The following is a 25,794-nucleotide window of genomic DNA, read 5'->3' as shown; positions in this document are numbered from 1 at the left end:
TGTAATTCCGTGAAAGCGGTTGCTCTTGGCGGCGGTGGAGACGGATCATGGCGCTGAACGGGTTGATGGATGGCACGCTGCAGGCGCTGCCAGATTGTCTGGCGGTCTGCTACGTCGACATGCCTGAGGAACTGGTTCTGACGCGCCGTTCATCGCGCGCGTTCTCGCAAGAGATACTCGATGCGATCGCAACGCTCGCGGCGCGCCTCTTGGACGGGCAGGGCATGGCTGGCGCTTGGCGCGCGGCGGTCGCCGCCTCGGCGGAGGCGATGCCCGGCGAGGCGCTGATCCGCAACAAGGATTTCACCTGCCTTTTCCTGCGCATGGAAAAGCATGGCGAACATGCGCTCTGCCTGATCGGGAAGAGCGGCGCAGATGTCGCACAGATGCGCAATGCGGGCCGCCAGCTTGGGAAAGACATTGCAAATGTCTTGTGAATCCGCAGGAATTTGAAGCTGGAGTGGGTTGGAAAGAGCAAGCAGGCGCCATGACCGTCAGCCGCGAAATCATGTCCATCATGGCGGGGCTCGAGACATTGTCCGAGCCTGCCGCCACTTCCGCGCGCCATTTGCCCGGCAAATCCGCCTCGGCGCGGCTCGAAGCGATCTTGCGCGTTGTCACGGGCACGATCTTGCCGCGCCGTCTGGTCCTCGTGTCCGGCGGTGGGCGCCGGATGGTCCTTCGTGCGCGCAGCGGGCGGTTGTTCGAGGTCGAGGCCATGCCGTCATCCGATCTTGCCAAGGTTTCCGGCGCGCTCGTGGCCCACGCGCACTGTGAAGGCCAGCATCTCTACCACGTCGAGATCGCGGATGAGGATGACGCGGGATCTGGCGTCGGCTTCTCGGTTGCCGATTTGCGCGCGGCTTGCGCAAAGGCGATGCAGGCTGCCGAGGTGCCATCGGACGCCAGCTTTGCCATGCGGCTTTCGGTCGCTTGCAGCGCCTCGGGTCGGCTGGATGTCTCGGGCGGCGTGACGGACATCAAGGGCGATGCGTCCCTGCTTCCTGCAAGCGCCGACACCGCGCTGATGGGCGACATCGCCGCTTTGCGGACCGCGCTTGGGCACGTGGGCGGCGGCTTTGGATTTGTCGCGGTTGGGGCGGCAGACGAAGGCGCAGGCCGTCTGATCCTTGCCGAGAAGGACAGTGAACTCTGGATCGCCGCCGCTGGGCCCGGGCAGGTTCCGCAACTGGCGCAAGCCTGGGCTGATACCGCCCAACGCGACAAGGGCTGAGTCATGGTGGCATTTCCCAGGGCAGAGACCGAAATCGAAATTCTCAGGCGCTTCGCCGCGGTCATGGACGGAGCGCGGGCTCAGGGCGATCCGGCGCTGGAAAACGCAAGGAGCCAGGTCGAGGCCTATATTGCACGCCTGGAAGCGCCAGTTCGGATCGCGGTAGCGGGGCTTTCCCGTTCTGGCAAGTCGAGCCTGATCAATCTGCTGGTCGGTGAATCCGTGATTCCGACACAGCCGCGCCGCTCGACCATGCCGGCCGTGATCCTCAGGCATTCGGACGCGTACCGGACCACGGCAAGCTGGTGGGATCGGGAAGACAAGGTCTTTGACGGGCTGGACATAGCCGCCGCTGTTGCGCAGGCGCCCGATATCGTATCCGTCGGCATCGACTGCGAGGTCCTTCGCGACGTCTGGCTGATGGACCTGTCCGACCTCGAGGATTCGGGCGCACAGGCCAACGCCCTTTTCGTGCTGAACCGACTGGCCGACATGATCGTCTGGTGCACGAACGCGGACGACCCATGGACCGCGGAAGAGCGCCATTTGTGGGGACTTGTGCCGAAGGCGGTGCAGCGCAAGGCGATCCTTGCGATGACTCATGCGGATCACCTGTCTGCCGGCACGCTCACGCCCACACTTGAGCGGTTGGAGTCTGCGGTCGGCGCGGCGTTTCGCAAGGTCTTGCCCTTGGGCAGCACCGATGCCTGGCGCGCCCTTCAGGGCGAGATCGCGCAACCGGAAAAGGTCTGGGCGGCGAGCGGGGTAGAACCCTTCATGGTCGCCATGATGGAAATGGCGGTCGAGTGCCGGAAATCGGAACTGGAAAAGGTTCGCCGCGGCATGGCGCAGCACCTGGAGCCGCTTCTGGCTCAGCTGCCCCTTGATCCTGGACCGGCGGCCGAGCCGGAAAGCGCCACTGCGAAAACCCGCCGCGCCGATGCGACCGAAGCGCCTGCCACCTCGCGGCCGGCCCCGTCGCAACCGCAGCCAAAGCCCGTAGCGCCGCAGGGCGGCACACAGGCAAAGCCCGTCAGTCCGGTTCTCATGGCCTGGAAGCGGCGCATGGCAGAGGTTGTCGAAACTCTTCACACCGGCGGCATCGAACAGGACGAAGATTTCCTGTCTGTCGCACAGGATGCGGTTTCTCTGTTCCTTGGCGATATTTCCGCGATGCCGGCCCTGCCTGCATCAGAGGCGTGGGTGGAACCCGAATTCCAGCGCGCCCAGGATCTTCTTATCCTGATGCAGTACGAAGGCGACGACGCCAATGCGGAAAAGGCCGCGCTGCTTCTGGCCCAGCTTACGGACGGCCTTGCCCATCCGGTCACGACTGGCTGACGGCAATCACTTCCAAGCTCTGAAATGAACAAGGCCCGCGATCGAATCGCGGGCCCTGTCGGTTTGTTCGGGTGCCGGCTAGTGCCGGCACCATGGCCGATCAGTTCGCCAGTTTCATCAGGTTGTCGTTGTGCTCTTTCAGCGTGCTTGAGATGATCGCATACCATTCGCCGCTGTTGCGCATCTCGCTCAGGCCGCGGTTCATCATTGTGATGTACTGCTTGCCGAACGGGTTCGACTTGTGTGCGATGAAGGACATCGACACGACTTTGGCGAGGTTGGCGTTTTCGACCACATCCGCGCTGATTCCAAGTGTCGCAATGGCGTCTGCGGCGGACTGGATCTCCATGGTGGCAACATCAACCGCCCCTGTCACCAGGGCTTCCATGCAATCGCTCGGCAGGGTCGGTTGCATGAGTTCGATAGCCGGCGGAGTCAGGCCCTCTTCCTCAAGGTCGAAGGTGAAGTAGCCATCCATGCGGCAGATGCGCTTGCCTTTGTAAGCATCGAAGCTTGTCGCGCCAGCCAGAGGGCTGTCCTTCATCGTGTAGTAGCCGACGACGGGTTCGTAGACCGGAAGCGTAGCGTCGAACTGATCGCAGCGATACCGCATTGACTCGCTCAGGATGTCACGCTTTTCGCAGTTCGGCATGAACCATCCCAGACCGATATCGAATGCGCCGGTGGGCAGCAGCGTTTCAAGGTGCGCGCCCCAATCGTTGACGAAGGCAGTCTGGTAACCGCGGGTGTTGCCGCCGCGTTGCATCGCCGTTTCGGCAAGCCGCACCAGGAAGCCGCCGCCCGACAGGCCTTCATCGCTGAAGGGGGCGTAGTTACCGCCCGCCAGGAATTTGACCGGCGGCTCGTAGGCGTTCGACTTGGGTGTGGACGCGGCGATCTTGGTCTGTTCCGCGATGATCGCGTCAGCCGAAGCGGCACCTGCGATCGAGCCGTCTTCGCAAGGAAGGTTAAGAACGGTGCCTTCGACGAGGTTGGCCGGATCGTCGCCGATCACGTTGCGGTTCGCGTTGAAGATGTTCTGGTATTCACCAGTGCCGTAGGCGCTCTGTGCGATCGTCCCAAGGCTGTCGCCCGCCTTCACGGTGTAGGACGTGCAAGCTTCCTGGGCAGAGGCAGAGGTTCCGACCAGCAGCGCCGCAATCCCGGCAGCAGCCACTCGGAAGAACTGGATGCGCTGTTCCATCATGATTCTCCATCTTTCGTTTTGGATCGGCCAGCGGCCGTGCGTGTTGGGGTGGATGACGGGCCGGCTCATCCGGCTCGCCGTAACTCATTAATTTTCAGCAAGTTTCTCGTTCGCTTCCTTGAGCGAGCTGGCGACGATGTCGTACCATTCGCCGCTGTCGCGCATCTCGTCGAGGCCAGCATTGAGCTCGGTCAGAAACTCGATCGCGCGGGGGTTCGACTTCGAGGCCATTGCCGAAATGGCCTGGATCGAGGTGACGAAGGCGTTTTCCACGAACTCGTCCCCGAGACCCAGTTCCTTGCGGACCGAGACCATCGCCTGCGATTCCACCGACATCACGTCGTAAAGGCCCTGCATGACGCCTTCGGCGCAATCGGCCAGGGTCGAAGGGATCGTGATCGTAACGGCAGGCTCGATCAGCCCGGCCTCATCGAGGTCGTGCATCGAATAGCCCTCGGGCCGGCAGATGCGCGCGCCCTTGTAGTCGGCAAGCACTCTGGCATCGGCATAGGGGCTGTCTGCGCGGGTGAAGAACCCGAACACCGCATCGTAGAGCGACTTCGAAAACAGGAAGTTGTCGCAGAAGTCGCGCGTCATCTCGGACATCGAGTCGGTCTTGCCGCAGTCCGGGGCGTACCACGCAACGCTCAGGTCGTAAGCCTTGTACGGCAGCAGGACCGACATGTGCGAGTCCCAGTCATCGACCCAGCCGACCAGGTAGTTGCGATCGTTGCCGCCGCGGTGCATCGCGGTTTCCACCAGACGGATCAGGAAGCCGCCGCCGCTCAGACCCTCGTCGGTGAACGGGTACCAGTCTCCGCCCGTGACGAACTTGATCTTGGGCTTGTAGTCGTCGATCGCAGTTGTCGAACGGCTGGCCGAGGCCTGGGTCGACTTGACCACGTCCGGGGTCGCCGCATCCGCCGTGAGGCGGCCGTCGGCGCAGGGCAGAACCAGCTCGGTTCCGGGCTTGAGGCCCGAAATGTCATTGCCGATCTTGTCGCGGTTCGCGTTGAAGACGATCTGGTAGTCCAGAACGCCGTAGGCCTTGATCGCGATATTCCCGATCGTGTCGCCCTCCTGCACGACATATGTCGAGCAGGCCTCCTGCGCAGATGCGGTCCCCAGGAAAGCACCGGCGCACAGCGCCGATACTGGGAGCGTTTTGCTGATGAGGCGCAAGATCATCCACTGATCTCCTTTTTGTCTTGGCTGCCCTTCCGGGCCGGCCCGTAACTGGGTTGTAAGGTCTCTCTTCTTCGATTGACCCGGCCCGCGCACGAGCCGGGGCCTGATCAGTTCTTCTTCAGTTCTTCTTCTGTCTGGGCCATCAGCCCGGCCGAAACGATGTCAAACCATTCCCCGCTTTCGCGCATTTCGGTCAGACCCCGGTTGATGACCGCCAGGATGTCGGCGCTGTGCGGGTTGGACTTGTGCACGACGACCCGAAGCGTCTTCACCTGCGCAAGATGCGGGTCCTCGACGATGTCGTTCTTGAGCCCCAGATCGGCGAGCGCATCCGAGGCGACCTGCAGGTCCAGATGCACGATATCCACGGTCCCGGTCGCGAGCCCCTCGAAGCACTCGGCAACCGACGATGGGCGCACCAGGGTGATCTTGGGCTCCACCAGGCCGACCGCGGTCATGCCCGAAAGCGAATAGCTTTCCGGCCTGCAGATCCGCTTGCCAAGGTATTCGTCGTAGGTCTGGGCCTTTTCCAGGCCGCTTCCCTTGATCGCGAAGAAGCCGTCCACGATTTCATAGAAGGACTCGGAAAAGTCGAAGTCCGTGCAACGATAGGCATCCGTCGACGACAGCGCCTTGAGGTTTTCGCAATCCGGCCGGCTCCAGGGGAAGGTCGCGTCGAAAGCATTCCGCGGCAGCAGGCTGTCGAGATGCGCGCTCCAATCGTTGACGAAATCGATGGAGTATTTCTGCTGCTTGTCGCCACGCAGCATTGCCGTCCGGACAAGCTGGGTAAAGATGCCGCCTTCGGGCAGCTCCTCTCCCGCGAAGGGCGGATAGTCGTTTCCGGTGACGAAGGCGATCTGCGCTAGAGGTTCGACCACGGCCTCTGCCGCTACGGCCGGCTCTTCCTTGGCTTCCTCCACGACGGGCACCTCGACCGGTGCCGCGGCGGTTTCAAGGCAGGGGATCTCGATCTTCTGGCCGACTTCGATCAGGTTGGGATTGCCACCGATCAGTTCGCGGTTGGCCTGAAATATCCTTGAGAAGTTGCTGGTGCCATAGGCCCGGACGGCGATGTTCGTAAGCGTGTCGCCGCGCTTGATCCTGTAGGTCGAACAGGCTTCCTGGGCAGAGGCCGCATAGGTGCCGGCCGTCAACGCCAAGAAGCTCACTGCGAGAAGCTTCTGGATATCGGTTCGCATAGTGTCGCGCCCTTTCTCGAGCATGGATTGCGACGATCTGTTCGGCGCCGTCAGCGCCGTTTGGATCGCATGTGATTTGGGGATTGGCCGTCGGGATAGGACGGCCGCGAACTCGTTAACTGACCTTTATGACGGCAAGCGATATGTTGTCTTGATCCGGGTCCTCCAGGGACTGGACCTGTGCCATCAGCGCCTTGGCCAACTCGGCGCAACTTTCTTCCTTGTAGCGTTCGACGACCTGCTGGATTTCGGTATCCGACAGGAACTGCAGCCCATCGCTTGAAGCGATGATGATGTCGCCAGGGCGCAAGGGGACGGGCGCCTTGCCGCAGTCCATGCGCGGGATGGGTGCGCCCATCAGCACGGAGGTCAGGCAATTCCTGTCCGGATGATTGCGCGCCGTTTCCTCGTCCAGCATTCCGGTGCGGACCATCAGGTCGATCTGCGGGGCCATCGAATGGTCCTCATTCACCTGGCGCAACCGTCCTTCGCTGAAGACGTAGAGCGGGGAGTCGCCGACCGAGACCCAGTGAAGCCGGTTTTCCATCAGGACCGGTGCGATCAGCGTCGTGCCCATCCCGGACACTTCGCGATTTGACGCGACGTAGGACGCGATGGAATTGTTCGCCGCTGTTGCGACCTCTCGAAGGATGACGGGTATGTCCTCATCCTTGAGCGCGTGGGGCTGGAGGCGCGCCTTCAAGCTGCGCGAAACCTCGGTCACGACGATGTTGCTGGCGATATCGCCTGCAGCGTGTCCGCCCATCCCGTCGGCGAGAACCGCGAACCCCAAGGGGTGATCCTTGAGGAACGCGGTTGCGACCGCGTCCTCCTGGTATTCGCGTTTGCCTTTGTTAATGGCTGTTGCGACGTCATAATGCATCTTGTTGAAATCTTTCTTACTCTTTCTCCCAGACGAAATCTTCGCCGCAGAAGGCAACGAACGTCATGGTCGTTTCGCCGATGCGGATCAGATCGCCGTCGGAAAGCGGTTCGGTGCTCAGCACCGGTTTGCCGTTCAGGCGCACAATGTTGGCCTTGCCGCCGTGACCCAGATAGAACTTGCGATCCTCGTCATCGAAGGCGATCGCGGCGTGGTTCTGGCGAGAAATCGAGGTGTCGCCGAAATCGAGCTGAATGGCCTGATCGTCGCCGCGCCCGATCTGGGACACGCCCGCGCTGATCGCGATGGATGTGCCGCGGCCCGGACCCTTGGTGATGACGACCCAGCCGAAGGGAAATTCGCTGCGGTTCGCGATCTGCTTGGTCGAAGCTTCCTTGGCAAACACGTCCTCGATCCGCCCGTCCGAGCGTTCGAAGCCCAGGAAGGTGGTCTTGACGCGCGACCTGGGACGGGGCGCGCTCGAAGTCTCGGGGGCGGCCTCGGTTGCCGGCTGTGAAGGCGCAGGCGCCGGCTTGGCTGCCTGCTCCGGCTTGACCGCCTGCTCGGGCAGAAGACGCAGGATTTCTGCGATCGGCTCGCGGACAGGTGCCTGATCCTGCGCGGCTTTCGCGCCGGTGTCGGCCTCGGGTTCCGGGGCCGGATCATGCGCCGCATCCAGTTCGGCGGCCATTTCAAGGCCCGCAAGGGTCAGGGGCCGGTCCGGCGTTTCCTTGACGGCAGGATCTTCGTCAGTCTTCGCCGCAAGCGAACCGCGAAGTTGCTGAAGCACGGACTCGAACGGCTCGACCATCAGATCGGGGTCTTCGAGAATGGTTTCATTTGCAGGTGCTACCTGCTCTTCGGTTGCAGCTTCTTCTTCCGACGCGCTGATCTCGGCTTGATCGGCCCGCGCAGCTTTTCTGCGGGAAACGAGATCGAACGAGAACCCCTTCTCGCTCAGTCCTGCCAACGGTCTAATACGCATGATCGTGACCTCGCATTTCAAGAAACGTTTTGCTGCGCGACTGGCGCTAGGAAACTCGTACTGCAACAGTTTCGGCGCGTTGCCGCGCGGGTATGCCCTTATTCGGTGACCAGGTTGTAGCTGGCGGTCGTCTTGATCCTGTCGCGGAGAACCTCGAACTCGGCGGTCGTTTTGCCCTGCTGGACCAGCTTCCGCATCACATCCTCAAGGCTGCTCGACTGGTCGAGGGCCATGCCCGTCGTCATCTCGGAAAGCAGCACGTCGCCTTCGCGCAGCGACGTCCGCGCGTCGCCGATTTCCCGTATCGCGATGTTCCAGCTGTCCTCGCCGTAGCGCGCTTCGGCCCGCAATCCGTCGACCAGTCCGACGCGGCGCAGAACCGGCACCACAAGCTGAACCCGGTTGTACTGCGCTTCGCCCGGCAGCTTGATGCGGACCGAGGCGCGTTCCATTCCGTCGCGTTCGACCGTGAGGTTCCGCAGAATAAGCGCGCCGACGTTCTGTGTCGAAGACACCGGATTGCCGTTCACGGAAAAGATCGTGGTGCCCACCTTGATCCAGTCGCCTGCGATCGCGAGGTCGGTGCTTTCGTCGATCGAACGGATCGTCGCGTAGTTCACCCCGCCGATCGAGCGGACCTGGGTGGTGAATGGCACGACGACATCCCATACCGCAAAGGCGATCTGCGTGGCGGCGGGAACAGCCGGGGCAGCTTCTGCCGCGGCGGTTTCCGTAGGTGCCGCTGTTACAGGTGCTGCCTCTTGCGCTGTGGCGTTCGTCGTCGCGCTCTCGACCGGAGCGACCGGAGCGACCGGAGCGACCGGAGCGACCGGGGCGGCCGGAGCGGCCGGGGCAGCCGCTACTTTGACGGCAGGCTCGCTCGATGTGGTTGTGGCGACAGATTCCGGCGCCACCCCGTTTTCGCCGGCCGATGCTTCAGCCGCATCGGCGCCTTGCCCGGACTTCGAGCCTGCGCTTTCATCAGAGGGTGCGGCGCCGGTTGCGGTTTCGGCCGAAGCAGAACTGACCGGCGCCGCTGCGGCAGCATCAGTCGCCGACGCGGCAGCCGTGGACGTGTTGGCTTCGGGCTTGGGCAGCACCGGCTGCGCCTGTGCGGAAGAGGCAAGCGCTTGCGCGGCGCTGTCCGATCCCTCGGGCGCCGTATCGCCCATCTGCAGCACGACGAAGCCCAGAACAGCCAGCACGGCAACCGCCGAGAGGCCAAGCAGCAATCCACGGCCCGATCCTCCGCGCGGCTCGGGCAGCGGAACCGAAGCGGGTGCTGCCGACACGCGGTGCGGGGTTACCGCCGCTTGCACTGCGGGCTTTGGCTCTGTCTCGGCGGCTTCGCCTTCGGCGGGTTCGGAGCCCCTCTGCTGTGCCGGAGACTCCGGTGCGGAGATCGGTTCCGCGGACTTTGCGGTTTCCTCCGGCGTCGCCGCCGGTTCGGTCACCTCTTCGGCCGCTTCCTCAGAAAGGATCTGTTCGCTGAGCAGGCGCGACACAGCCGCGGTTGCGTCCGCCGCCAGGATCTGCTGGGGCGGGTTCGCAAGCATTTCAAGCCAGTCGGCCGCGCACTGGATGCGCTTGCGCGGGACCGCGTGCATGGCCTTGTCGATGGCTTCGAGGAAGCCGTCCGGATATCCCTCATAGTGGCCCGAAAGCGCTTCGTAGGGGTCGATACCGCCCTCGGCGATCGCGGCCAGACGAACCTGGCTGTTGGCTGCCGGGTGTCCGGTGATCACATGGTAAAGCGTTGCCGCGAGCGCGTAGAGGTCGCTCCAGGGCCCCTGTTCGCTGCCTGCGATGTAGAATTCCTGGGGCGAGTATCCGTCCTTGACGACGCGAAGCGCGGAAAGGGCGCGGCTGGCCCGGGTCGCCTCTTCGCGGGCGGCGCCGAAGTCGATCAGGATCGGCTCGCCATCCTTGTTGATAAGGATGTTGTCCGGCGAGATGTCGCGGTGAAGGATGCCGTTGTCGTGGACGAAACCGACCGCTTCCAGCAGCTTGTAGGTGATCGCGACCAGGCGGTCGGGCGTGATTTCGCCCGGCGCGTGCTCGATGATGTCCAGCAGGTCGCGCCCGTCGATGAAGTCGATCGCCATGTAGGCGGTGTCGTTATCTTCGAAAACCTGGTGCACGCCGACGATGTTGGGGTGGGCAAGCTTGGCAAGGCTGCGGGCTTCCTGCACGAAGAGTTTCACGATTGACTTGAATTCGGCCTGGTGGGCCCGCGACCGCGCCCCCACGATCGTATCGCTGCGGCGGCAGAAACTTCCGGGAAAGCATTCCTTGATCACGACGTTCCGCTCAAGGCTGTCCTTGGCAAGATAGGTGATGCCGAAGCCGCCGCTGTTGATGAAGCGCGATATCGTGTACTGGCCCTGGAGCAACTTGGTGCCGGGCTTGAGTTCGTCGACAAACTCCTCCTTCGTAGCCTGTTCAGCGGCCAGTTGCGGTGCCGTCATTTTCGCTTCCCCAACATTTCAACGGTCGTTCGGTATTTCTGGGATTGTCGCTGGCTCATTCACAAATGCAGGAGACAGAAACAGTCCGTCGTATTCTCGGGGTTTAGGTTCTCTCTCAGAAAGGGGCGAAAGTTGGGCGCTGTGTGGGCGTAATGGCGAATTCAATCCCGGGTCGGAGATTTCAAACAAATTGTAGCAAATATTGCTACAATTGGCGGGCATTGCTTAATGCCAGCTGGCAAAAGCGGAGGCTGGAAGCCAAGGTGTCCGGCGGTCCTGACCTTTGCGGCAAGGCGCGATTCTCGACGTCGGCGCATGTGCGGCAAGTCCGCGATTTCGTCATCGCTTTCGCGGCGATGCGCTTCATTGTCGGTTTACCAAGCCCCCTGCGGCAGCTACATATCCCGCATGAGCAGCACCGACCCGAACGAGCCCGCAACCGGGCCGATCCAGATTTCCGAACCTCTCAGCCGCGCCATCGGCGAGCGCTATCTGACCTATGCGCTCTCGACGATCATGCACCGCGCGCTGCCGGATGCGCGCGACGGGCTGAAGCCGGTTCACCGTCGCATCCTTTACGCGATGCGCGAGCTCAGGCTTTCTTCTTCGGGCGGCTTCCGGAAATCGGCCAAGATCTCTGGCGACGTGATGGGGAACTATCACCCGCACGGCGATGCGGCGATCTATGACGCGATGGCGCGCCTCGCGCAGGATTTCAACGTCCGCTATCCGCTGGTGGACGGACAGGGCAACTTCGGCAACATCGACGGCGACAATCCGGCCGCCTCGCGCTACACCGAGGCGCGCCTGACCGCCGCGGCCGAAGCGCTGATGGAGGGTCTGGCCGAAAATGCCGTGGACTTCCGCGCCAACTATGACGGCACGCTGGAAGAGCCGGTGGTATTGCCTGCGGCCTTTCCGAACCTTCTGGCCAACGGCGCCTCGGGGATCGCGGTGGGCATGGCGACCAACATCCCGCCGCACAACATCCACGAACTTGTCGACGCCTGCCTTGTGATGATCAAGGACCGGAACGTGACCGACGAGGCGCTTCTGGCGCATGTGCCCGGTCCGGACTTTCCGACCGGCGGCGTGATCGTCGAGCCGCGCGAAACGATCCTTGAAGCCTATCGCACGGGCCGCGGATCGTTCCGGACCCGTGCCCGCTGGCAGGTCGAGGATCTTGGCCGCGGCACCTGGCAGATCGTCGTGACCGAGATCCCCTACCAGGTTCAGAAGTCCAAGTTGATCGAGCGTCTGGCCGAGGTGATCCAGACCAAGAAGGTACCGCTTCTGGCCGATGTGCGCGACGAAAGCGCGGACGATATCCGCATCGTGCTCGAGCCGCGCTCGAAGAATGTCGATGCGGACATGTTGATGGGCATGCTGTTCCGCAACTCCGATCTTGAGACGCGCTTCAGCCTGAACATGAACGTGCTGATCGACGGGCGCACGCCCAAGGTCTGTTCGCTGAAGGAAGTTCTGCGCGCCTTTCTGGATCACCGGCGCGAAGTGCTGATCCGCCGCTCCCGGCACAGGGTGGAGAAGATCGACCACCGGCTGGAAGTCCTGCAAGGCTTCATCACCGCCTTCCTGAACCTCGATCGGGTGATCGACATCATCCGCTACGACGCCGATCCCAAGGCCGCTCTGATGGCCGAAGACTGGGCGCGCAAGCAGGCCCGCGCGACATCCGAGAAGGATTACGTGTCGCCCCTGTCGCTTTCGCGTGCCGCCGACGGCCTGACCGAAGTTCAGGCCGAGGCGATCCTGAACATGCGGCTCCGCTCGCTGCGCCGGCTCGAGGAGATCGAGCTGCTGCGCGAACGGGACGACCTGATGCGCGAGCGTGCCGGGCTGGACGCGCTTCTGGCGTCGGAAGCGCTTCAATGGAAGCAGATCTCGGGCGAGTTGAAGGACATCCAGAAACAGTTCGGCAAGTCCGCGCCGGGCGGCGCGCGGCGTTCTGCCTTCGCCGATGCGGCCGAGGTCGAGGATGTGCCGCTTGAGGCGATGATCGAACGCGAGCCGATCACCGTGATCTGTTCCAGGATGGGCTGGATCCGCGCGATGAAGGGGCACCAGCCGCTGGACGCCGAGGTGAAGTTCAAGGACGGGGACGAAGGCCGCTTCATCTTCCACGCGGAAACGACCGACAAGATCCTCCTGGCAGGCAGCAACGGTCGGTTCTACACGCTGCTGGGGGCGAACTTGCCGGGCGGACGCGGCATGGGCGAGCCTGTCAGGCTCATGGTCGACCTTCCGAACGAGGCAGAGATCATTGATCTGATCGTCTACCGGCCGGGCGCGAAATACATCGTCGCCTCTTCGACCGGCGAGGGGTTCGTTGTCCTCGCGGATGAGGTGGTCGCCCAGACGCGCGCGGGCAAGCAGGTGATGAACCTTGGCGAGGACGCCAGGGCGATCGTGTGCAAGCCGGTCGCAGGCGACCATGTCGCGGTCGTCTCGAAGAACCGCAAGCTTCTGGTGTTCCCGCTTGAGGAGCTGCCCGAGATGTCTCGCGGCAAGGGAGTCCGGCTGCAGAAGTACAACCTGGCGCGAGGGCGTCAGGGCGTGCTTGAGCTGGATGGCGGCCTTTCGGACCTCACGACCTTCGATATGGCAAAGGGTCTGTCCTGGGCCATGTCGAACGGAAACACCCGGACCGAGCCGATGGCCGACTGGGTCGCCAAGCGGGCGGGCGTTGGCAAGGCACCGCCGCACGGATTCCCGAGGGACAACAGGTTCACCTGATGAAAGGCATTCGAAATGGTCCCTGGTTCGCATACCGCCGTTGGCTACACGGGTGAACGGGGAAGCCTTTTCGGACTGGCGTTGAAAACCGGTCTTCTGACGGTTCTGACGCTTGGCATCTACCGGTTCTGGGCAAAGACCCGCATCCGCCGCTACCTCTGGTCCTCGGTTTCGGTCGACGGCGACAGGTTGGAATACTCCGGAACCGGGCTTGAGAAACTCCTGGGCTTTCTGGCCGCGGTCGTGATCCTGGCGGTCTACCTGGGCATCGTCCAACTGCTTCTTTTCTATTTCGGCCTGCACTTCGTGGTCGAGCCCGAGAGCGGAGAAGAAGCGCTGATGCAGCTTGCGGTCATCTACATCTCGCTGCTCGCAGTTTTGCCACTGATGCTGTTCGCAAGCTACCGGGCGCGGCGCTATCTGATGGCGCGGACCCGTCTGCGCGGCATCCGCTTCGGCATGGATGCGGCCGCCTGGGGCTATGTCTGGCGCGCGCTGCTTCACTATCTGATGACTTTGCTGACGCTTGGAATCCTGCTGCCGCGGCAGACCTTCTGGCTCGAAAAGTACAAGGCCGACAGGACGCATTATGGCGATGCGCGCTTCGTACAGGGCGGGCGTTGGGTGGCGCTGTATCCGGCGATGATACACCTTGGCATCGCCGCGGCGATCCTGGCCGCATCCGTGGTCCTTCTGGCCTTGACCGAGGACCCGACGCGCGCAGTGCCGCTGGGCGTTCTTGGATACGGATGGGGATTCTTCGGCTGGGCCTTCTATGCGGTGCGCAGTCGCCGCTACCTCGATTCTCACAAGATGCTGGGCGGCAGTGTCGGCTTTGTCGCGGAACCTCGCGTCGGGCGCGTGATCGCGATCTATGCGCTTGGGTTTCTGGCCGTGGGCCTGGCGGGCGGTGCGATCTTTGCGGTGGCAAGTGCTTTGACGGCGGTCGCGGTCGGATCGTTGACGGGGGCGGAAGGCACAGGCGCCGCGGGCATCGTCATCGTCGCGCTGCTGTATCTTGCCACCTTCGCCGTGTTCGGCGCGCTGACGCTTGCCTACATAACACAGCCGTTGATCGCGCATTTCTGCGAAACGCTGACGGTCCTCAATCTGGAAGCACTTCAATCCGTGCGCCAGCGTCCGCATGACCGGGGCGCCGATGCCGAAGGCTTTGCCGACGCGCTCGATATCGGTGCGGCAATATGAGCGCGCCCGAAGGACAGGTGCCGGCGGTCTTCTATGACGGGACGACAGCCAGGCGTCACCCTGTCCTGATCGCGCCCACGCAGGACCGGCTGGGGCTGGCGGTCCTGTTCGATGCGCCGGACCTGACCCCTGTCGTCTGGCCGTTCGACCGGATCCGGGCGCTGGCCGACCAGTCGAACCCTGCCTCGCTCACGCTGACCTTGTATGCCGACAGCACGGACGAGTCGCCCCGCGACCCGGCGCGGCTTTTCGTGTCCGATCCCGGTGCCGTCGCGTGGCTTCGCCGGACCCGGCCTTCGCTATTCAAGCGCGACCTGCGGCCCGGAACCTACCGAAAAGTGGCGCTGTGGCTTGCGGGCGCGGCGGGCGCCGTCGCCATGATGCTGTTCGTGATCCTGCCGGGTCTGGCGAATTTCCTGGCCGAGCGCATTCCCCTTGAGCAGGAGGTCGCCTTCGGACGCGCAGTGATGGCGCAGGTCGAATACCTGTTCCGTGACGGCGACGAACAGATGGTGTGCGACGATCCGAAAGGACGGGCAGCGCTTGATCGGATGACCGCAAGGCTGACCAGGGGACAGACGATTCCCTACGATCTGGACGTTCGGGTTTACAACCACCCCATGCCCAACGCGCTTACGGCGCCGGGCGGCCAGATCGTGATCTTTCGCGGACTGCTGGACAAGGCCGCCAGCGCAGAGGAGGTGGCCGGGGTTCTTGGCCATGAAATCGGCCACGCGGTCCACCGGGATCCCACCCGGCTGACGATGCGTGCGGCGGGCTCTGCCGGCATCTTGTCGATCGTTCTTGGCGACGTCTCGGGCGGTACCCTTGTCGGCATAGCGGGCGAACACCTGATGCAGGCCGCCTATACGCGTGATGCGGAAGAGGCCGCGGACGACTACGCCCTGATGCTTCTAGGTGATGCGGGCATATCCGCCGCGCCCCTGGCCGAATTCTTCGGGCGTATCGCCACCCTCACCGATGACATTCCGGAATACCTGTCTTCCCATCCGCTCGGCGCCGGCCGGGCCGCAAAGATGCGGGCGGCTGGCCTTGAGAACGCGGATGGCCGCATCCTTGATGACGTCGACTGGCAGGCGCTCAAGCGGATCTGCGACTGAGCGGCCTAATCCGCCCACATCCGGATCAGGTTGGATCGCGTGCGGCACAGCGTGTCGAATGCGTCGCTTTTCCCTTCCGCCTCAAACAGCGCCGTGATCGACTGGTCGAGGTCGAACAGAAGCTCTCGCTGCTCGGCTGAACGGATGCGGCTTTGTACCCACCCCACGGCGCAAAGCCGCGTGCCGGACGAAACCGGCTCGACCCGGTGCAACATGGTCGACGGGTAGAGGATGGCATCGCCCGCGCCCAGCTTGAAGGCGCGCTCCTCGATCTTGTCCGCGATGATCAACGCGCCGCCTTCGTAGCTGTCGGGTTCCGACAGGAAAAGCGTGAAGGACAGGTCGGTCCGGATCCCCTGCATCACCGCGTCGTCGACATGCAGCCCGTAGGCCTGTCCTTGCCGGTAGCGAGAGATGATGGGACGGGTCATTGCCTTGGGCCGCGCCGCGGTGCCGAAGACCGGATGCGCCATCAGAGAGGCGGTCACCTTGTCTCGGATAGCCTCCAGATCGGGGGAGGGCAGCGCCTGGTCATTGGCCTTCACTGCCTGCGCGAAGCGACCGGCGCTGGCGCGGCCGTCGCCGAAGGAAAGGGCGGCCGCCGCATCGCGCAATGCGCCCGCCTCTTCCGTGCTCAGCACACGCTCAAGCGCCAGGAACATGGGAACGCTACCTGAGCTTGTAGCCAAGAAGTTCGATCTTGGCGGCAGCGCCCCGGATGATGCTGACGGCGTCTTGGGGCGAAGAACCGGCGCTCATCGGGTCGAATGCGCCGTCCATGGCGGCCAGCGCATCGATCACCTGTTCTGAGATGCCCGAAACTTCGGGGTCAGCCGTCAAGCCTGCCGCACGATCACGCGCGACTTCGATGAAGCCGCGGGCCTCGTAAAAGGCAATCTGGTCGGTGACCGCGCCGTTCTCGATGCTGCTTTCATACTCGTCCGCCGCGGCGCGGACCAAGTCAACGATCTCGTCCATGCGGAGCTCTGCATCGGCTTCGGACATCCCGCGCGCGGCCCCGATCGCTTCGGACAGCGTGTTCATCGCGGCCTGCACATCTTCCAGCGGGGCACCTTCGGCCATGGCGCTGCCGACGGCTTCCAGCTTGGGTGTGAAATCTTGGGCACTCCTGGCGGCCATGTCCTCGCGGATCGTATCCATGATCTCTGCCTCGGGATGTCCCGCGAGCCCGACGGCCTCATCGCTCAGCCCGCGCGCGTAGAGCATGACCGCGCCCTTCATATGCCCTTCGAGCAGGGACAGATTGCCAAGATAGGCCATTTCTGGCGAGGCCGCGCTGGCCATGCCGCCTTCCCCGCCTTCGCCCCCTTCGGTCTGGGCCAGCCAAAGCTTTTCAATCGGGGCAGTCGGGTTGCCTGTCACGTCTCCGGTGGCGGTTCCCGCGTGCGTGACGCCTGCGACCGCCATCCCCAAGGCCGCGCCTCCTGCGGTTAGCGTCGCCCATTTTCCAGGAAAGATCTTTCTGGGTGCGCGTTTGGTCGAATCAGTCATCTTGGACCTCCTTTCGGACCTTGCCGTCCTGATGTGCGTGCCCTGGAAGATAGCGCCAAGGCGCCTGCAACTGACCTCGCGATGTTCTCAGGCCGGCTCGACGCGAAGCCAGACCCCGCCTTGCGGCCGTAGCGTCAGGATAAGGACGGGATCCGGTTCGCGTCCGGGAACCCGCTCAAAGCGGAACCGCGCCAAAAGCGTTGCAAGGATTATCACGGCCTCCTGCAGGGCAAAGGAAGCGCCGATGCAGATGCGCGGTCCCGCGCCGAAGGGCAGATAGGCGAACCTGTCGATGGAACCGGCATCAGAAAACCGGTCGGGATCGAACCTGTCCGGGTTCTTCCACAGAAGATGGTTGCGATGCAGCGCATAGATCGGAAGCATGACGGTGTCGCCCGGTCTGACTTCCCGTCCGCAAAGACAATCGGCCTTGCGGGCGGTGCGCGACAGGAATGCGGCGGGCGGATAGAGCCGCAGCGCCTCGTCGACGATCCGGCGGATATAGGGCAGGGCGGGCAGGTCCGACGCCGTGGCCGCCCGGTCCCCTAGCGCTTCCCGCGCCTCGACCCGTGCGCGATCCTGCACCGTCGGGTCGAACGCGCACAGATAAAGCGCCCAGGCCAGTGTCAGGGCCGTCGTCTCGTGCCCTGCAACGATGAATGTCAGCAGGTTGTCGCGAACCTCGGCGGTGTCCATGCGCCGCCCGGTTTCGGGGTCCTCGCCCTCGAGCAACAGATCCAGAAGATCGGGCACGGCGCGCCGCCCTGCCTGCCTGCGGTTGTCGATCGCAAGGTCCGCGATGTGCTTCATCTCGCGCATCGCGGGGCCGGAGATGACGCGACCGGGTCTGGGAACCCACATCGGCGCACCAAGGATGTCCAGCAGCGAAATCTTCGCCGTCTGCGCGATATAGGCGTCGATGGCGCGATGAACGGCGGCGCGATCGAACCCCTCGGCGCCCGAGAAGGTCACGTCGGAAATGACTTCGAACGTAGCTGTCACCATTTCCTGGTAGAGATCGGCTGCGCGGCCTGCGGCCGATGCGATGCGCTCCGCCGCCCGTTCTGCGGCCGCGCTCATCACCGGCGCCAGAGCCTGCACGTTTCGCACCGAAAAGGCCGGCGCGGCGGCCCGCCGCTGCCAGCGCCAGTGCTGGCCCTCGGCGATGAACAGGCTTTGACCGATCGCGGGGGCAAGGATCAGCTTGGTGACGTCGGATTTGGGATAATCGTCCAGCGCGTCCTTCAGGATGTGGCGGTTCGCCTCGGGATCCATGACCATGTGCCAGCGCTTGCCGGTGCGGCCGGACACGATCGGCTGGCGCGTCGCGATTTCCGGGATCAGTCCCAGCAGGTTTTTGCGCGCCGTACGGAATGAGCCCCAGATGCCCATCGGATCTGTCGCAAGTCTGACGCGGGCCGGCAAGGCGGCGGACGGGGCAGGCGTGTCCATCGGAACCTCCATCCGCCAATATAATGCGTCACGCGGGTCCGCCAAGTCGCCGCGATTGCAGGACAGGGACGAAGCCGCTAAGTCTTGCGGGCCCCGGATCAGAGGATGCCATGACGACCTTCAAACGTTTTGCCGCCCTTGCTGCCGTCGCGCTTGCCGCGGCCTGCACGCCCGCCGACCAGTACCCGAGCAAGCCCTTGGGTGATTTCGCCCTTGGCTACAACATCGTGGTGGCAGCGAACGCGCAGCCCGTGGGACCGTCGCGCAAGGCCACGGCGGAGGAATGGGAAGCGGCGATCAAGAAGGAGATCTCGGCGCGCTTCGATCAGCAGACGGGCGAGAAGCTGTATCACATCGGGATCGGCGTCGATGCCTATGCCCTGGCGGTTCCGGGCATCCCCATCGTGCTGTCGCCCAAGTCCGTTCTGGCGATCACCGTGAATGTCTGGGACGACACGGCCGGTCGCCGCGTGAATGCCGAGCCGCGCCGGTTCACGGTCTTCGAAAAGGGTTCGGGCGAAACCTTCGTGGGCTCTGGCCTGACCTCGTCCAAGGAAGAGCAGATGCAGCGCCTGGCTTCCAACGCGGCGCTCAAGATCGAGGATTGGCTGGAAGACAACAAGGCCTGGTTCACCCCCGAAGCGGCCGCCGCCCGTGCGCTTCTGCCACGCGAGGATCAGGCCGCCGCGGAAACCGTCCCGACCGATGCCGCTACCGCCAACTGACGCTTGATTTTTTCCGGCCTTGCCGGTAGGCAGCGCGCGAGCGAAAATCGGGCTCCTGCCGGGGCCCCCCAACCCATGAGGCGCCTCGGACATGGCAAAGGCAAAGTTTGAACGGACGAAACCGCACGTTAACGTTGGCACGATTGGCCACGTTGACCACGGCAAGACGACGCTGACGGCGGCGATCACGAAGTATTTCGGTGAATTCAAGGCCTACGACCAGATTGACGCGGCGCCGGAAGAGAAGGCGCGCGGGATCACGATCTCGACGGCGCACGTTGAGTACGAGACTGCGAACCGTCACTACGCGCACGTCGACTGCCCCGGCCACGCCGACTACGTGAAGAACATGATCACGGGTGCGGCGCAGATGGACGGCGCGATCCTCGTTGTGAACGCGGCGGACGGCCCGATGCCGCAGACGCGCGAGCACATCCTTCTGGGCCGTCAGGTCGGCATTCCGTACATGGTCGTGTACCTGAACAAGGTTGACCAGGTTGACGACGAAGAGCTTCTGGAGCTGGTGGAGATGGAAGTGCGCGAGCTTCTGTCGTCCTACGACTACCCGGGCGACGACATTCCGATCATCAAGGGTTCGGCGCTTGCCGCGCTGGAAGGCCGCGACGAAGAGATCGGCGAGAAGTCGATCCGCGCGCTGATGGACGCGGTTGACAGCTACATCCCGACGCCCGCGCGTCCGGTTGACCAGCCGTTCCTGATGCCGATCGAAGACGTGTTCTCGATCTCGGGCCGCGGCACGGTTGTGACCGGCCGGGTTGAGCGCGGCGTGATCAACGTCGGCGACGAGGTTGAGATCGTGGGCATCCGCACGACGCAGAAGTCGGTCTGCACCGGCGTCGAGATGTTCCGCAAGCTTCTGGACCGCGGTGAGGCGGGCGACAACATCGGCGCGCTGCTGCGCGGCATCGACCGTGACGGCGTTGAGCGCGGTCAGGTTCTGTGCAAGCCGGGTTCGGTGAAGCCGCACACGAAGTTCGAGGCCGAGGCCTACATCCTGACGAAGGAAGAAGGCGGCCGCCACACGCCGTTCTTCGCGAACTACCGCCCGCAGTTCTACTTCCGCACGACGGACGTGACGGGCACGGTGAAGCTTCCGGACGGCACCGAGATGGTGATGCCGGGCGACAACCTGAAGTTCGAGGTCGAGCTGATCGCGCCGATCGCCATGGAAGAGAAGCTCCGCTTCGCCATCCGTGAAGGCGGCCGCACCGTCGGCGCCGGCGTCGTCTCCAAGATCATCGAGTAATCAAGACCGGGCCCTTGGCCCAGAGGGCCGCCCTTCGGGGCGGCCTTTTCCTTTGCTCATGCGGGTGCTTTTTCTTGAGACGGTCCAGGTTGCGGCGCATCGTCGCGGTGGAGTGCCGGTTCCGGATCGCGCGTCATCGCGGTGCCAAATTCCAGCGAAGCGCTGATCCCGGAAATGTTCCCTGCCACGGCGTTGGCCCGAGTGAAAAACACCCCTTGATTTCGCCGCCCGGCTCGAATACCCACCGCGCAGGCCTAGGGGTATAGCTCAGTTGGTAGAGCATCGGTCTCCAAAACCGAGGGTCGCGGGTTCGAGTCCTGCTGCCCCTGCCAGGCCCTTCCGATCATCGCATTGGCGCCAGTATCCCCGTCATCCCTGACAGGTTCCGAACGCGCGGATGCGTTTCAGCCCGCAGCTTCCTTCGACAAGGCCCACGCGCGGCGCTCGCCAGGATTCGCCTTTACCGCATCGATCGCTTTCCCGATGCGCCGCGCCACCGGCGCGAAGGCAGCGCTTGCCGCCGCCGACTCGAGAACCTCGACAAGTTCCCGATCATCCAGAAGGGCGGTCTGCGCGGCTTCAACCTGCTGCGGCCCGATCTTTCCGGTCACCAGGAAGACGGCACAGTCGCGCGCGCAGAAGGCCACCGGCGTCGCGGCATCGGCCAAGGCGTGCATTTGCGCGATCAGCCAGGGCTGCTTCCAGTGCAGCAGGTCCTGCTGGACGATGACCGAGGCGCCGGGGATCAGCGCGGGGAAGAACTCCGCGGCGATCCTGTCGGCGGACCGGGCGGTTTTTGCGGCATCCACGGCAAGGACCTCGATCGGATCCGCGTTCCAGCGGGCCCGAAGAATGTCTCCGGGATGAAGGGTGACGTTTTCGACCCATGGCGTGAGCAGGCTCTGCGCAAGGTCCAGGACATCGGTGCCTTCGAATGCACGAATGCCTTGCGGATAGAGCGTGCGCTCTTTCGTCTGTTCATTGGCCGTGAACCGGTCGAAGGCATGGACCTGGGTGTTCCTCTGAGCTTCGGTGATGCCCGCGGCGAATCGCGCAGTCGAGCCGCCCACGAAGCACCCCAGGTCCACGACCGCGCCCTTGCCCTTGGCCCAGTCGCGCCCAAGCCAGTAGTAAAGCGCCTGCTCCTCATCCCTCAGCATCGTCGGGACGGTCCTGGCGCGCGGCGGGATCTGGTTCTCGAGGCCGCGCCACGGGGCACCCGTGAATTCGGCTGGATCGCGTTTCATCGGGCGCTCCGTTCCTGTGATCGCTTCTTGGAGCACCTAAGCCCGCGCGGTTCAAGAGCCGGGAAGGGCCACTGTGCGGGTCTCTTCTCGCGCCGGATAGCGCGCGTCCGCTGGCGCAGGTTCAGTGGCGGGCTTGAATTCCACGGCCATGCGGCGTATCTGGCGCGGGTAGCGCAAGGCAAGGCGAGAAGAAAATGGCCACCAACCCAGTCCAGTTCATCCAGCAGGTCCGCTCGGAAGTGGGCAAGGTCCATTGGCCGACGCGGCGCGAGGTGCTGCTGACAACGGTGATGGTCTTCATCATGGCGGCCTTGACAGCGACCTTCTTCTTCATCGTCGACAAGATCATCCAGCTTGGCCTTGGGGCGGTGCTTGGCGTCTGAGGCGCGGGCGGTCGGGTCGCCGGCCATTCGGCCTTGAAATTGCGGGCTTTCGCTTGTAGTTGGGGCGCACTTCCAGACACCGGCGTGCATCGATTCGGGTTGCACGCTGTTTTTTGTTCGGAAGCTGGCGGGTCAACCCGCTGAAAAAACGGAATTCTCCGGCGGACAGCCGTCGGTCTAGCGAGGTCTGAGGCAGATGGCAAAGCGGTGGTATTCGGTGAGCGTTCTCTCGAACTTCGAGAAGAAGATCGCCGAACAGATCAAGCATGCCGTGGCCGAAAAGGGCCTCGAGGACGAGATCGACGAGGTCCTCGTTCCGACCGAAGAGGTCATCGAGATCCGGCGCGGCAAGAAAGTGACCTCCGAGCGTCGCTTCATGCCGGGCTATGTGCTGGTGCACATGGACATGACCGATCGCGGCTACCACCTGATCACCTCGATCAACCGCGTCACCGGATTCCTTGGCCCGCAGGGCAAGCCCATGCCGATGCGCGACGGCGAGGTGAACCAGATCCTCAAGCGCGCCGAGGAAGGCCAGGAAGCCCCGCGCAACCTGATCCGCTTCGAGATCGGCGAGCAGGTCAAGGTGACCGACGGGCCGTTCGACGGCTTCTCGGGCATGGTCGAGGAAGTTGACGAACATGCGAACCGTCTGAAGGTGACGGTTTCGATCTTCGGCCGGCCGACGCCGGTCGAACTGGAATTCACGCAGGTGCAGAAAGTCGCCTGACGTGAGTCTGTGGGAGGTCTCCGGCAACGCCGGGCCGTACCACTAAGCAAGGCCCGTCCGAATGGTTCGGAGCGGGCGTGTGAGAAGGAGCAGGCCAAATGGCCAAGAAGGTAATGGGCAGCCTCAAGCTGCAAGTGAAGGCGGGGCAAGCCAACCCGTCGCCCCCCATCGGTCCGGCGCTGGGTCAGCGCGGGATCAACATCATGGAATTCTGCAAGGCCTTCAACGCGAAGACCCAGGAGATGGAGCCCGGTTCGCCTGTTCCGGTCATCATCACCTACTACGCCGACAAGTCCTTCACCTTCGAGATGAAGACGGCGCCTGCGTCGTACTACCTCAAGAAGGCCGCCGGGCTGAAGCCGGTGGGCAAGCGCAACCGTCCGAAGGGTTCGATGAAGCCGGGTCGCGAAGTCGCCGGCACCGTGACGGTCGCCCAGGTGCGCCAGATCGCCGAAGCCAAGATGAAGGACCTGTCCGCGAACGACGTCGAAGCCGCGATGCAGATCATCCTCGGCTCGGCCAAATCGTGCGGCATCGAGGTGAAGGGGTAAACCATGGCCAAGCTCGGTAAACGCACTCAGGCGGCCCGCGCCGTCTTCGAAGGCAAGTCGAACCTTTCGGTCGAGGATGCCGTCAAGCTGATCAAGGGCGCCGCTTCGGCGAAGTTCGACGAGACGCTCGAAATCGCGATGAACCTCGGCGTCGATCCGCGCCACGCCGACCAGATGGTCCGTGGCGTCGTGACCCTGCCGAACGGCACGGGTAAGACCGTGCGCGTGGCGGTTTTCGCCCGTGGCCCGAAAGCCGATGAGGCGAAGGCGGCCGGGGCTGACATCGTCGGCGCCGAAGACCTGATGGAGACGATCCAGTCGGGCAAGATCGAGTTCGATCGCTGCATCGCGACGCCGGACATGATGCCGCTGGTCGGCCGTCTGGGCAAGATCCTCGGCCCGCGCAACCTCATGCCGAACCCGAAGGTCGGCACCGTGACGATGGACGTTAAAGCGGCCGTCGAAGCGGCGAAGGGCGGCGAAGTTCAGTTCAAGGTCGAAAAGGCCGGCGTGATTCACGCTGGCGTCGGCAAGGTTTCGTTCGACGAGGCCAAGCTGGCCGAGAACGTCCGCGCCTTCGTTGACGCAGTCTCCAAGGCCAAGCCCTCGGGCGCCAAGGGCGCGTACCTGAAGAAGGTGTCGCTGTCCTCGACCATGGGGCCGGGCGTGTCGGTCGACCTCGGTTCCGCATCGGCCCAGTAACAATTCGCAGTCTGCGAACCGGTTGCCCCGCTTCCCGGAAGCGGGGCAATTTTCTTTTGGCCTGAGTGCGCCGAGCGGGCTTCGCCCCCACGGATGCCTCGCCCCTGCTGCGAGCGGGCCGAAGATGCCCTGCGCCGCCGCGCGATCGGGGTGCCGATTGCGGCCGACTGCCGCATAAAGCGCGCGCGACCCTTGGCAAGCGGCTCAATCTGTCATACACGGGCCTCCTTCTTTGGGGCTTTGATTCGTCAAAGCTCCCTTGAAGTCTGTCCGAGACGGAGGGCTGGGGAGACCCGCTAAGTCCTTCCTGAGATGGGGAACGAGACAGAATTCCGGGGGCTGACCTCGGGCGATCTGGCCTCGGGACCATCACGGACCCGAACGTCCCGGACGCCGTCCGGGACAGAAGTGAGCCGGGGGGAAACCCCCAATCTTGGAGTGAAACCGTGGATAGAGCCCAGAAAGAGAAAGTGGTCGAGGAACTCGGCCAGATCTTCGAAAGCTCTGGCGTCGTGGTGGTTGCCCACTACGAAGGCATGACGGTTGCTCAGATGCAGGACCTGCGCGCGGAGATGCGTGCCGCAGGCGGGTCCGTCCGCGTCGCCAAGAACAGGCTCGCCAAGATCGCCCTTGACGGAAAGCCCTGCGAAAGCATCGGCACTCTCCTGACGGGCATGACCGTGCTCGCCTATTCCGAGGACCCTGTGGCAGCTGCCAAGGTCGCGGACGCCTATGCCAAGAAGAACGACAAGTTCGCGATCCTTGGCGGCGCAATGGGCAACACGGCCCTGGATCCGGCCGGTGTGAAAGCCGTCGCCTCGATGCCGTCGCGTGAAGAGCTCATCGCTCAGATCGTGTCCTGCATCGGCGCGCCCGCTTCGAACATCGCCGGGGCCATTGGCGCACCTGCTTCGAACATCGCGGGCATCCTTTCCACTCTGGAAGAGCGGGAAGCCGCGTGAGCAATCAGTGCCTTCGTGGGGTTGTTACCCTGACGTTGGAAACCAAATTAGGAACGGAACAGAGAAATGGCTGATCTGAAAGCACTCGCCGAGCAAATCGTGAACCTCACGCTGCTGCAGGCGCAAGAACTGAAGCAAATCCTGAAAGACGACTACGGCATCGAACCGGCTGCCGGTGGTGCGGTCATGGTTGCTGGCCCGGCGGCTGGCGGCGCGGCGGAAGCTGCGGAAGAAAAGACCGAGTTCGACGTCGTCCTGACCGACGCCGGCGCGAACAAGATCAACGTGATCAAGGAAGTTCGCGCGATCACCGGTCTTGGCCTGAAAGAAGCCAAGGACCTGGTGGAAGCCGGTGGCAAGGTGAAAGAAGCTGCGGCGAAAGCCGAAGCCGAAGACATCAAGAAAAAGCTCGAAGCGGCTGGCGCCAAGGTCGAGCTCAAGTAATCAGGGCCGGGGCCGTTCAGGTCCGACCCAGATTTTCAGGCTGGGTCCGGCTTTTGCCGGGCCCAGCCGAACCCGTCTTGGAAGGTGCATGAAGCCAAGGCTGCATCTTCCCAGGCCGGGTTCGGTTCGGGAGCCCGCCGGTGGGACGGCAGGCATGAATGGAACCGACCCCCTACTCGCAAGCGGCCGCCCGCGTGACCCCGACGCGACGCGAACCGCGCGAAGAGACG

24 protein-coding genes and 1 tRNA gene are annotated in these 25,794 nt (G+C 63.7%); 15 read left to right on the top strand and 10 right to left on the bottom strand.

The annotated features are described in order from the left end of the window. Nucleotides 1-47 precede the first annotated feature (47 nt). From OEW28_RS18515 to OEW28_RS18505, 3 genes are read left to right on the top strand one after another with little or no spacing between them, the layout of a single operon-like run. Entirely contained in the window at nt 48-437 is a 390-nt protein-coding gene (locus OEW28_RS18515) for a hypothetical protein (protein WP_263736285.1), read from the top strand. 50 nt (nt 438-487) lie between these two features. Continuing rightward, nucleotides 488-1,234 (top strand): hypothetical protein, encoded by a 747-nt coding sequence (locus tag OEW28_RS18510; RefSeq protein ID WP_263736284.1) that lies wholly within the window; start codon nt 488-490, stop codon nt 1,232-1,234. Nucleotides 1,235-1,237: 3 nt separating this feature from the next. Next, nucleotides 1,238-2,575 carry a dynamin family protein gene (locus OEW28_RS18505; protein ID WP_263736283.1) on the top strand — a complete coding sequence of 446 codons (1,338 nt, stop codon included), beginning with the start codon at nt 1,238-1,240 and terminating at the stop codon, nt 2,573-2,575. A gap of 100 nt (nt 2,576-2,675) precedes the next feature. On the opposite strand, the gene OEW28_RS18500 is transcribed toward OEW28_RS18505, so the two are convergent. The 6 genes from OEW28_RS18500 to OEW28_RS18475 all read right to left on the bottom strand — a co-directional run bounded on the left by OEW28_RS18500 (nt 2,676) and on the right by OEW28_RS18475 (nt 10,508). After that, nucleotides 2,676-3,779 carry a LysM peptidoglycan-binding domain-containing protein gene (locus tag OEW28_RS18500; RefSeq protein ID WP_263736282.1) on the bottom strand — a complete coding sequence of 368 codons (1,104 nt, stop codon included), beginning with the start codon at nt 3,777-3,779 and terminating at the stop codon, nt 2,676-2,678. Nucleotides 3,780-3,869: 90 nt separating this feature from the next. After that, complete coding sequence (locus tag OEW28_RS18495) at nt 3,870-4,970, bottom strand: transporter substrate-binding domain-containing protein (RefSeq protein ID WP_263736281.1); 1,101 nt, start codon at nt 4,968-4,970, stop codon at nt 3,870-3,872. A 107-nt stretch (nt 4,971-5,077) separates the two neighbouring features. Next, nucleotides 5,078-6,172, bottom strand: coding sequence for a LysM peptidoglycan-binding domain-containing protein (locus OEW28_RS18490; RefSeq protein WP_263736280.1), 1,095 nt, complete (start codon nt 6,170-6,172; stop codon nt 5,078-5,080). Between the two features lie 115 nt (nt 6,173-6,287). Then, nucleotides 6,288-7,055 (bottom strand): PP2C family protein-serine/threonine phosphatase, encoded by a 768-nt coding sequence (locus OEW28_RS18485; protein ID WP_263736279.1) that lies wholly within the window; start codon nt 7,053-7,055, stop codon nt 6,288-6,290. A 16-nt stretch (nt 7,056-7,071) separates the two neighbouring features. Beyond that, nucleotides 7,072-8,025 (bottom strand): FHA domain-containing protein, encoded by a 954-nt coding sequence (locus tag OEW28_RS18480; protein WP_263736278.1) that lies wholly within the window; start codon nt 8,023-8,025, stop codon nt 7,072-7,074. 113 nt (nt 8,026-8,138) lie between these two features. Beyond that, entirely contained in the window at nt 8,139-10,508 is a 2,370-nt protein-coding gene (locus OEW28_RS18475; RefSeq protein ID WP_263736277.1) for a serine/threonine protein kinase, read from the bottom strand. A gap of 408 nt (nt 10,509-10,916) precedes the next feature. Between OEW28_RS18475 and parC the strand changes: the two genes are divergently transcribed. From parC to OEW28_RS18460, 3 genes are read left to right on the top strand one after another with little or no spacing between them, the layout of a single operon-like run. Beyond that, nucleotides 10,917-13,262 carry a DNA topoisomerase IV subunit A gene (gene parC / locus OEW28_RS18470; RefSeq protein WP_263736276.1) on the top strand — a complete coding sequence of 782 codons (2,346 nt, stop codon included), beginning with the start codon at nt 10,917-10,919 and terminating at the stop codon, nt 13,260-13,262. A 15-nt stretch (nt 13,263-13,277) separates the two neighbouring features. Further along, on the top strand, nt 13,278-14,468 hold the full coding sequence (locus tag OEW28_RS18465; protein WP_263736275.1) for a YjgN family protein: 1,191 nt from the start codon (nt 13,278-13,280) through the stop codon (nt 14,466-14,468). Next, complete coding sequence (locus tag OEW28_RS18460; RefSeq protein ID WP_263736274.1) at nt 14,465-15,589, top strand: M48 family metallopeptidase; 1,125 nt, start codon at nt 14,465-14,467, stop codon at nt 15,587-15,589. The genes OEW28_RS18465 and OEW28_RS18460 overlap by 4 nt, the downstream gene beginning before the upstream one ends. 5 nt (nt 15,590-15,594) lie before the next feature. Here the strand turns inward: OEW28_RS18460 and OEW28_RS18455 are convergent, their stop codons facing one another. The 3 genes from OEW28_RS18455 to OEW28_RS18445 form a co-directional block, all read right to left on the bottom strand. Next, nucleotides 15,595-16,251 carry a Fe2+-dependent dioxygenase gene (locus OEW28_RS18455; RefSeq protein WP_263736273.1) on the bottom strand — a complete coding sequence of 219 codons (657 nt, stop codon included), beginning with the start codon at nt 16,249-16,251 and terminating at the stop codon, nt 15,595-15,597. A gap of 7 nt (nt 16,252-16,258) precedes the next feature. Continuing rightward, nucleotides 16,259-17,101, bottom strand: a complete 843-nt coding sequence (locus tag OEW28_RS18450; RefSeq protein WP_263736272.1) for a hypothetical protein — start codon at nt 17,099-17,101, stop codon at nt 16,259-16,261. A gap of 87 nt (nt 17,102-17,188) precedes the next feature. Next, nucleotides 17,189-18,553, bottom strand: coding sequence for a cytochrome P450 (locus OEW28_RS18445; protein ID WP_263736271.1), 1,365 nt, complete (start codon nt 18,551-18,553; stop codon nt 17,189-17,191). 110 nt (nt 18,554-18,663) lie between these two features. Here OEW28_RS18445 and OEW28_RS18440 point away from each other — a divergent pair, with 110 nt between their 5' ends. The 3 genes from OEW28_RS18440 to OEW28_RS18430 all read left to right on the top strand — a co-directional run bounded on the left by OEW28_RS18440 (nt 18,664) and on the right by OEW28_RS18430 (nt 20,877). Continuing rightward, nucleotides 18,664-19,278, top strand: a complete 615-nt coding sequence (locus OEW28_RS18440) for a hypothetical protein (RefSeq protein WP_263736270.1) — start codon at nt 18,664-18,666, stop codon at nt 19,276-19,278. 91 nt (nt 19,279-19,369) lie between these two features. Continuing rightward, a complete protein-coding gene (tuf, locus tag OEW28_RS18435; protein WP_263736269.1) occupies nt 19,370-20,545 on the top strand; it encodes an elongation factor Tu in 1,176 nt (391 codons plus the stop codon). A gap of 256 nt (nt 20,546-20,801) precedes the next feature. Then, nucleotides 20,802-20,877 (top strand) — tRNA-Trp (locus OEW28_RS18430). A 72-nt stretch (nt 20,878-20,949) separates the two neighbouring features. Here OEW28_RS18430 and OEW28_RS18425 read toward each other — a convergent pair. Then, nucleotides 20,950-21,792, bottom strand: coding sequence for a class I SAM-dependent methyltransferase (locus OEW28_RS18425; RefSeq protein ID WP_263736268.1), 843 nt, complete (start codon nt 21,790-21,792; stop codon nt 20,950-20,952). Nucleotides 21,793-21,986: 194 nt separating this feature from the next. Between OEW28_RS18425 and secE the strand changes: the two genes are divergently transcribed. From secE to rplL, 6 genes are all read left to right on the top strand, one after another. Continuing rightward, a complete protein-coding gene (secE, locus tag OEW28_RS18420) occupies nt 21,987-22,175 on the top strand; it encodes a preprotein translocase subunit SecE (RefSeq protein WP_263736267.1) in 189 nt (62 codons plus the stop codon). A 196-nt stretch (nt 22,176-22,371) separates the two neighbouring features. Further along, the gene (gene nusG, locus OEW28_RS18415) at nt 22,372-22,905 is read left to right on the top strand and encodes a transcription termination/antitermination protein NusG (RefSeq protein ID WP_263736266.1); all 534 of its coding nucleotides are present in this window, start codon (nt 22,372-22,374) and stop codon (nt 22,903-22,905) included. A gap of 98 nt (nt 22,906-23,003) precedes the next feature. Beyond that, the gene (gene rplK, locus OEW28_RS18410; protein WP_263736265.1) at nt 23,004-23,456 is read left to right on the top strand and encodes a 50S ribosomal protein L11; all 453 of its coding nucleotides are present in this window, start codon (nt 23,004-23,006) and stop codon (nt 23,454-23,456) included. 3 nt (nt 23,457-23,459) lie between these two features. Continuing rightward, on the top strand, nt 23,460-24,158 hold the full coding sequence (rplA, locus tag OEW28_RS18405; RefSeq protein WP_263736264.1) for a 50S ribosomal protein L1: 699 nt from the start codon (nt 23,460-23,462) through the stop codon (nt 24,156-24,158). Nucleotides 24,159-24,604: 446 nt separating this feature from the next. After that, nucleotides 24,605-25,120 (top strand): 50S ribosomal protein L10, encoded by a 516-nt coding sequence (gene rplJ, locus OEW28_RS18400; RefSeq protein WP_263736263.1) that lies wholly within the window; start codon nt 24,605-24,607, stop codon nt 25,118-25,120. 66 nt (nt 25,121-25,186) lie between these two features. Continuing rightward, nucleotides 25,187-25,564 (top strand): 50S ribosomal protein L7/L12, encoded by a 378-nt coding sequence (gene rplL, locus OEW28_RS18395; protein ID WP_263722777.1) that lies wholly within the window; start codon nt 25,187-25,189, stop codon nt 25,562-25,564. Nucleotides 25,565-25,794 lie beyond the last annotated feature (230 nt).

Source organism: Albidovulum marisflavi (assembly GCF_025751435.1).
GTDB lineage: Bacteria > Pseudomonadota > Alphaproteobacteria > Rhodobacterales > Rhodobacteraceae > Albidovulum > Albidovulum marisflavi.
This window is presented reverse-complemented; position numbering and strand designations above follow the sequence as displayed.

Excerpts from the sequence above, each read along its gene's own strand:
- OEW28_RS18515 (WP_263736285.1), top strand. The coding sequence starts at position 48 with ATGGCGCTGAACGGGTTGATGGATGGCACGCTGCAGGCGCTGCCAGAT.
- OEW28_RS18510 (WP_263736284.1), top strand. The coding sequence starts at position 488 with ATGACCGTCAGCCGCGAAATCATGTCCATCATGGCGGGGCTCGAGACA.
- OEW28_RS18505 (WP_263736283.1), top strand. The coding sequence starts at position 1,238 with ATGGTGGCATTTCCCAGGGCAGAGACCGAAATCGAAATTCTCAGGCGC.
- OEW28_RS18500 (WP_263736282.1), bottom strand. The coding sequence starts at position 3,779 with ATGGAACAGCGCATCCAGTTCTTCCGAGTGGCTGCTGCCGGGATTGCG.
- OEW28_RS18495 (WP_263736281.1), bottom strand. The coding sequence starts at position 4,970 with ATGATCTTGCGCCTCATCAGCAAAACGCTCCCAGTATCGGCGCTGTGC.
- OEW28_RS18490 (WP_263736280.1), bottom strand. The coding sequence starts at position 6,172 with ATGCGAACCGATATCCAGAAGCTTCTCGCAGTGAGCTTCTTGGCGTTG.
- OEW28_RS18485 (WP_263736279.1), bottom strand. The coding sequence starts at position 7,055 with ATGCATTATGACGTCGCAACAGCCATTAACAAAGGCAAACGCGAATAC.
- OEW28_RS18475 (WP_263736277.1), bottom strand. The coding sequence starts at position 10,508 with ATGACGGCACCGCAACTGGCCGCTGAACAGGCTACGAAGGAGGAGTTT.
- parC (WP_263736276.1), top strand. The coding sequence starts at position 10,917 with ATGAGCAGCACCGACCCGAACGAGCCCGCAACCGGGCCGATCCAGATT.
- OEW28_RS18465 (WP_263736275.1), top strand. The coding sequence starts at position 13,278 with ATGGTCCCTGGTTCGCATACCGCCGTTGGCTACACGGGTGAACGGGGA.
- OEW28_RS18460 (WP_263736274.1), top strand. The coding sequence starts at position 14,465 with ATGAGCGCGCCCGAAGGACAGGTGCCGGCGGTCTTCTATGACGGGACG.
- OEW28_RS18455 (WP_263736273.1), bottom strand. The coding sequence starts at position 16,251 with ATGTTCCTGGCGCTTGAGCGTGTGCTGAGCACGGAAGAGGCGGGCGCA.
- OEW28_RS18450 (WP_263736272.1), bottom strand. The coding sequence starts at position 17,101 with ATGACTGATTCGACCAAACGCGCACCCAGAAAGATCTTTCCTGGAAAA.
- OEW28_RS18445 (WP_263736271.1), bottom strand. The coding sequence starts at position 18,553 with ATGGACACGCCTGCCCCGTCCGCCGCCTTGCCGGCCCGCGTCAGACTT.
- OEW28_RS18440 (WP_263736270.1), top strand. The coding sequence starts at position 18,664 with ATGACGACCTTCAAACGTTTTGCCGCCCTTGCTGCCGTCGCGCTTGCC.
- tuf (WP_263736269.1), top strand. The coding sequence starts at position 19,370 with ATGGCAAAGGCAAAGTTTGAACGGACGAAACCGCACGTTAACGTTGGC.
- OEW28_RS18425 (WP_263736268.1), bottom strand. The coding sequence starts at position 21,792 with ATGAAACGCGATCCAGCCGAATTCACGGGTGCCCCGTGGCGCGGCCTC.
- secE (WP_263736267.1), top strand. The coding sequence starts at position 21,987 with ATGGCCACCAACCCAGTCCAGTTCATCCAGCAGGTCCGCTCGGAAGTG.
- nusG (WP_263736266.1), top strand. The coding sequence starts at position 22,372 with ATGGCAAAGCGGTGGTATTCGGTGAGCGTTCTCTCGAACTTCGAGAAG.
- rplK (WP_263736265.1), top strand. The coding sequence starts at position 23,004 with ATGGCCAAGAAGGTAATGGGCAGCCTCAAGCTGCAAGTGAAGGCGGGG.
- rplA (WP_263736264.1), top strand. The coding sequence starts at position 23,460 with ATGGCCAAGCTCGGTAAACGCACTCAGGCGGCCCGCGCCGTCTTCGAA.
- rplL (WP_263722777.1), top strand. The coding sequence starts at position 25,187 with ATGGCTGATCTGAAAGCACTCGCCGAGCAAATCGTGAACCTCACGCTG.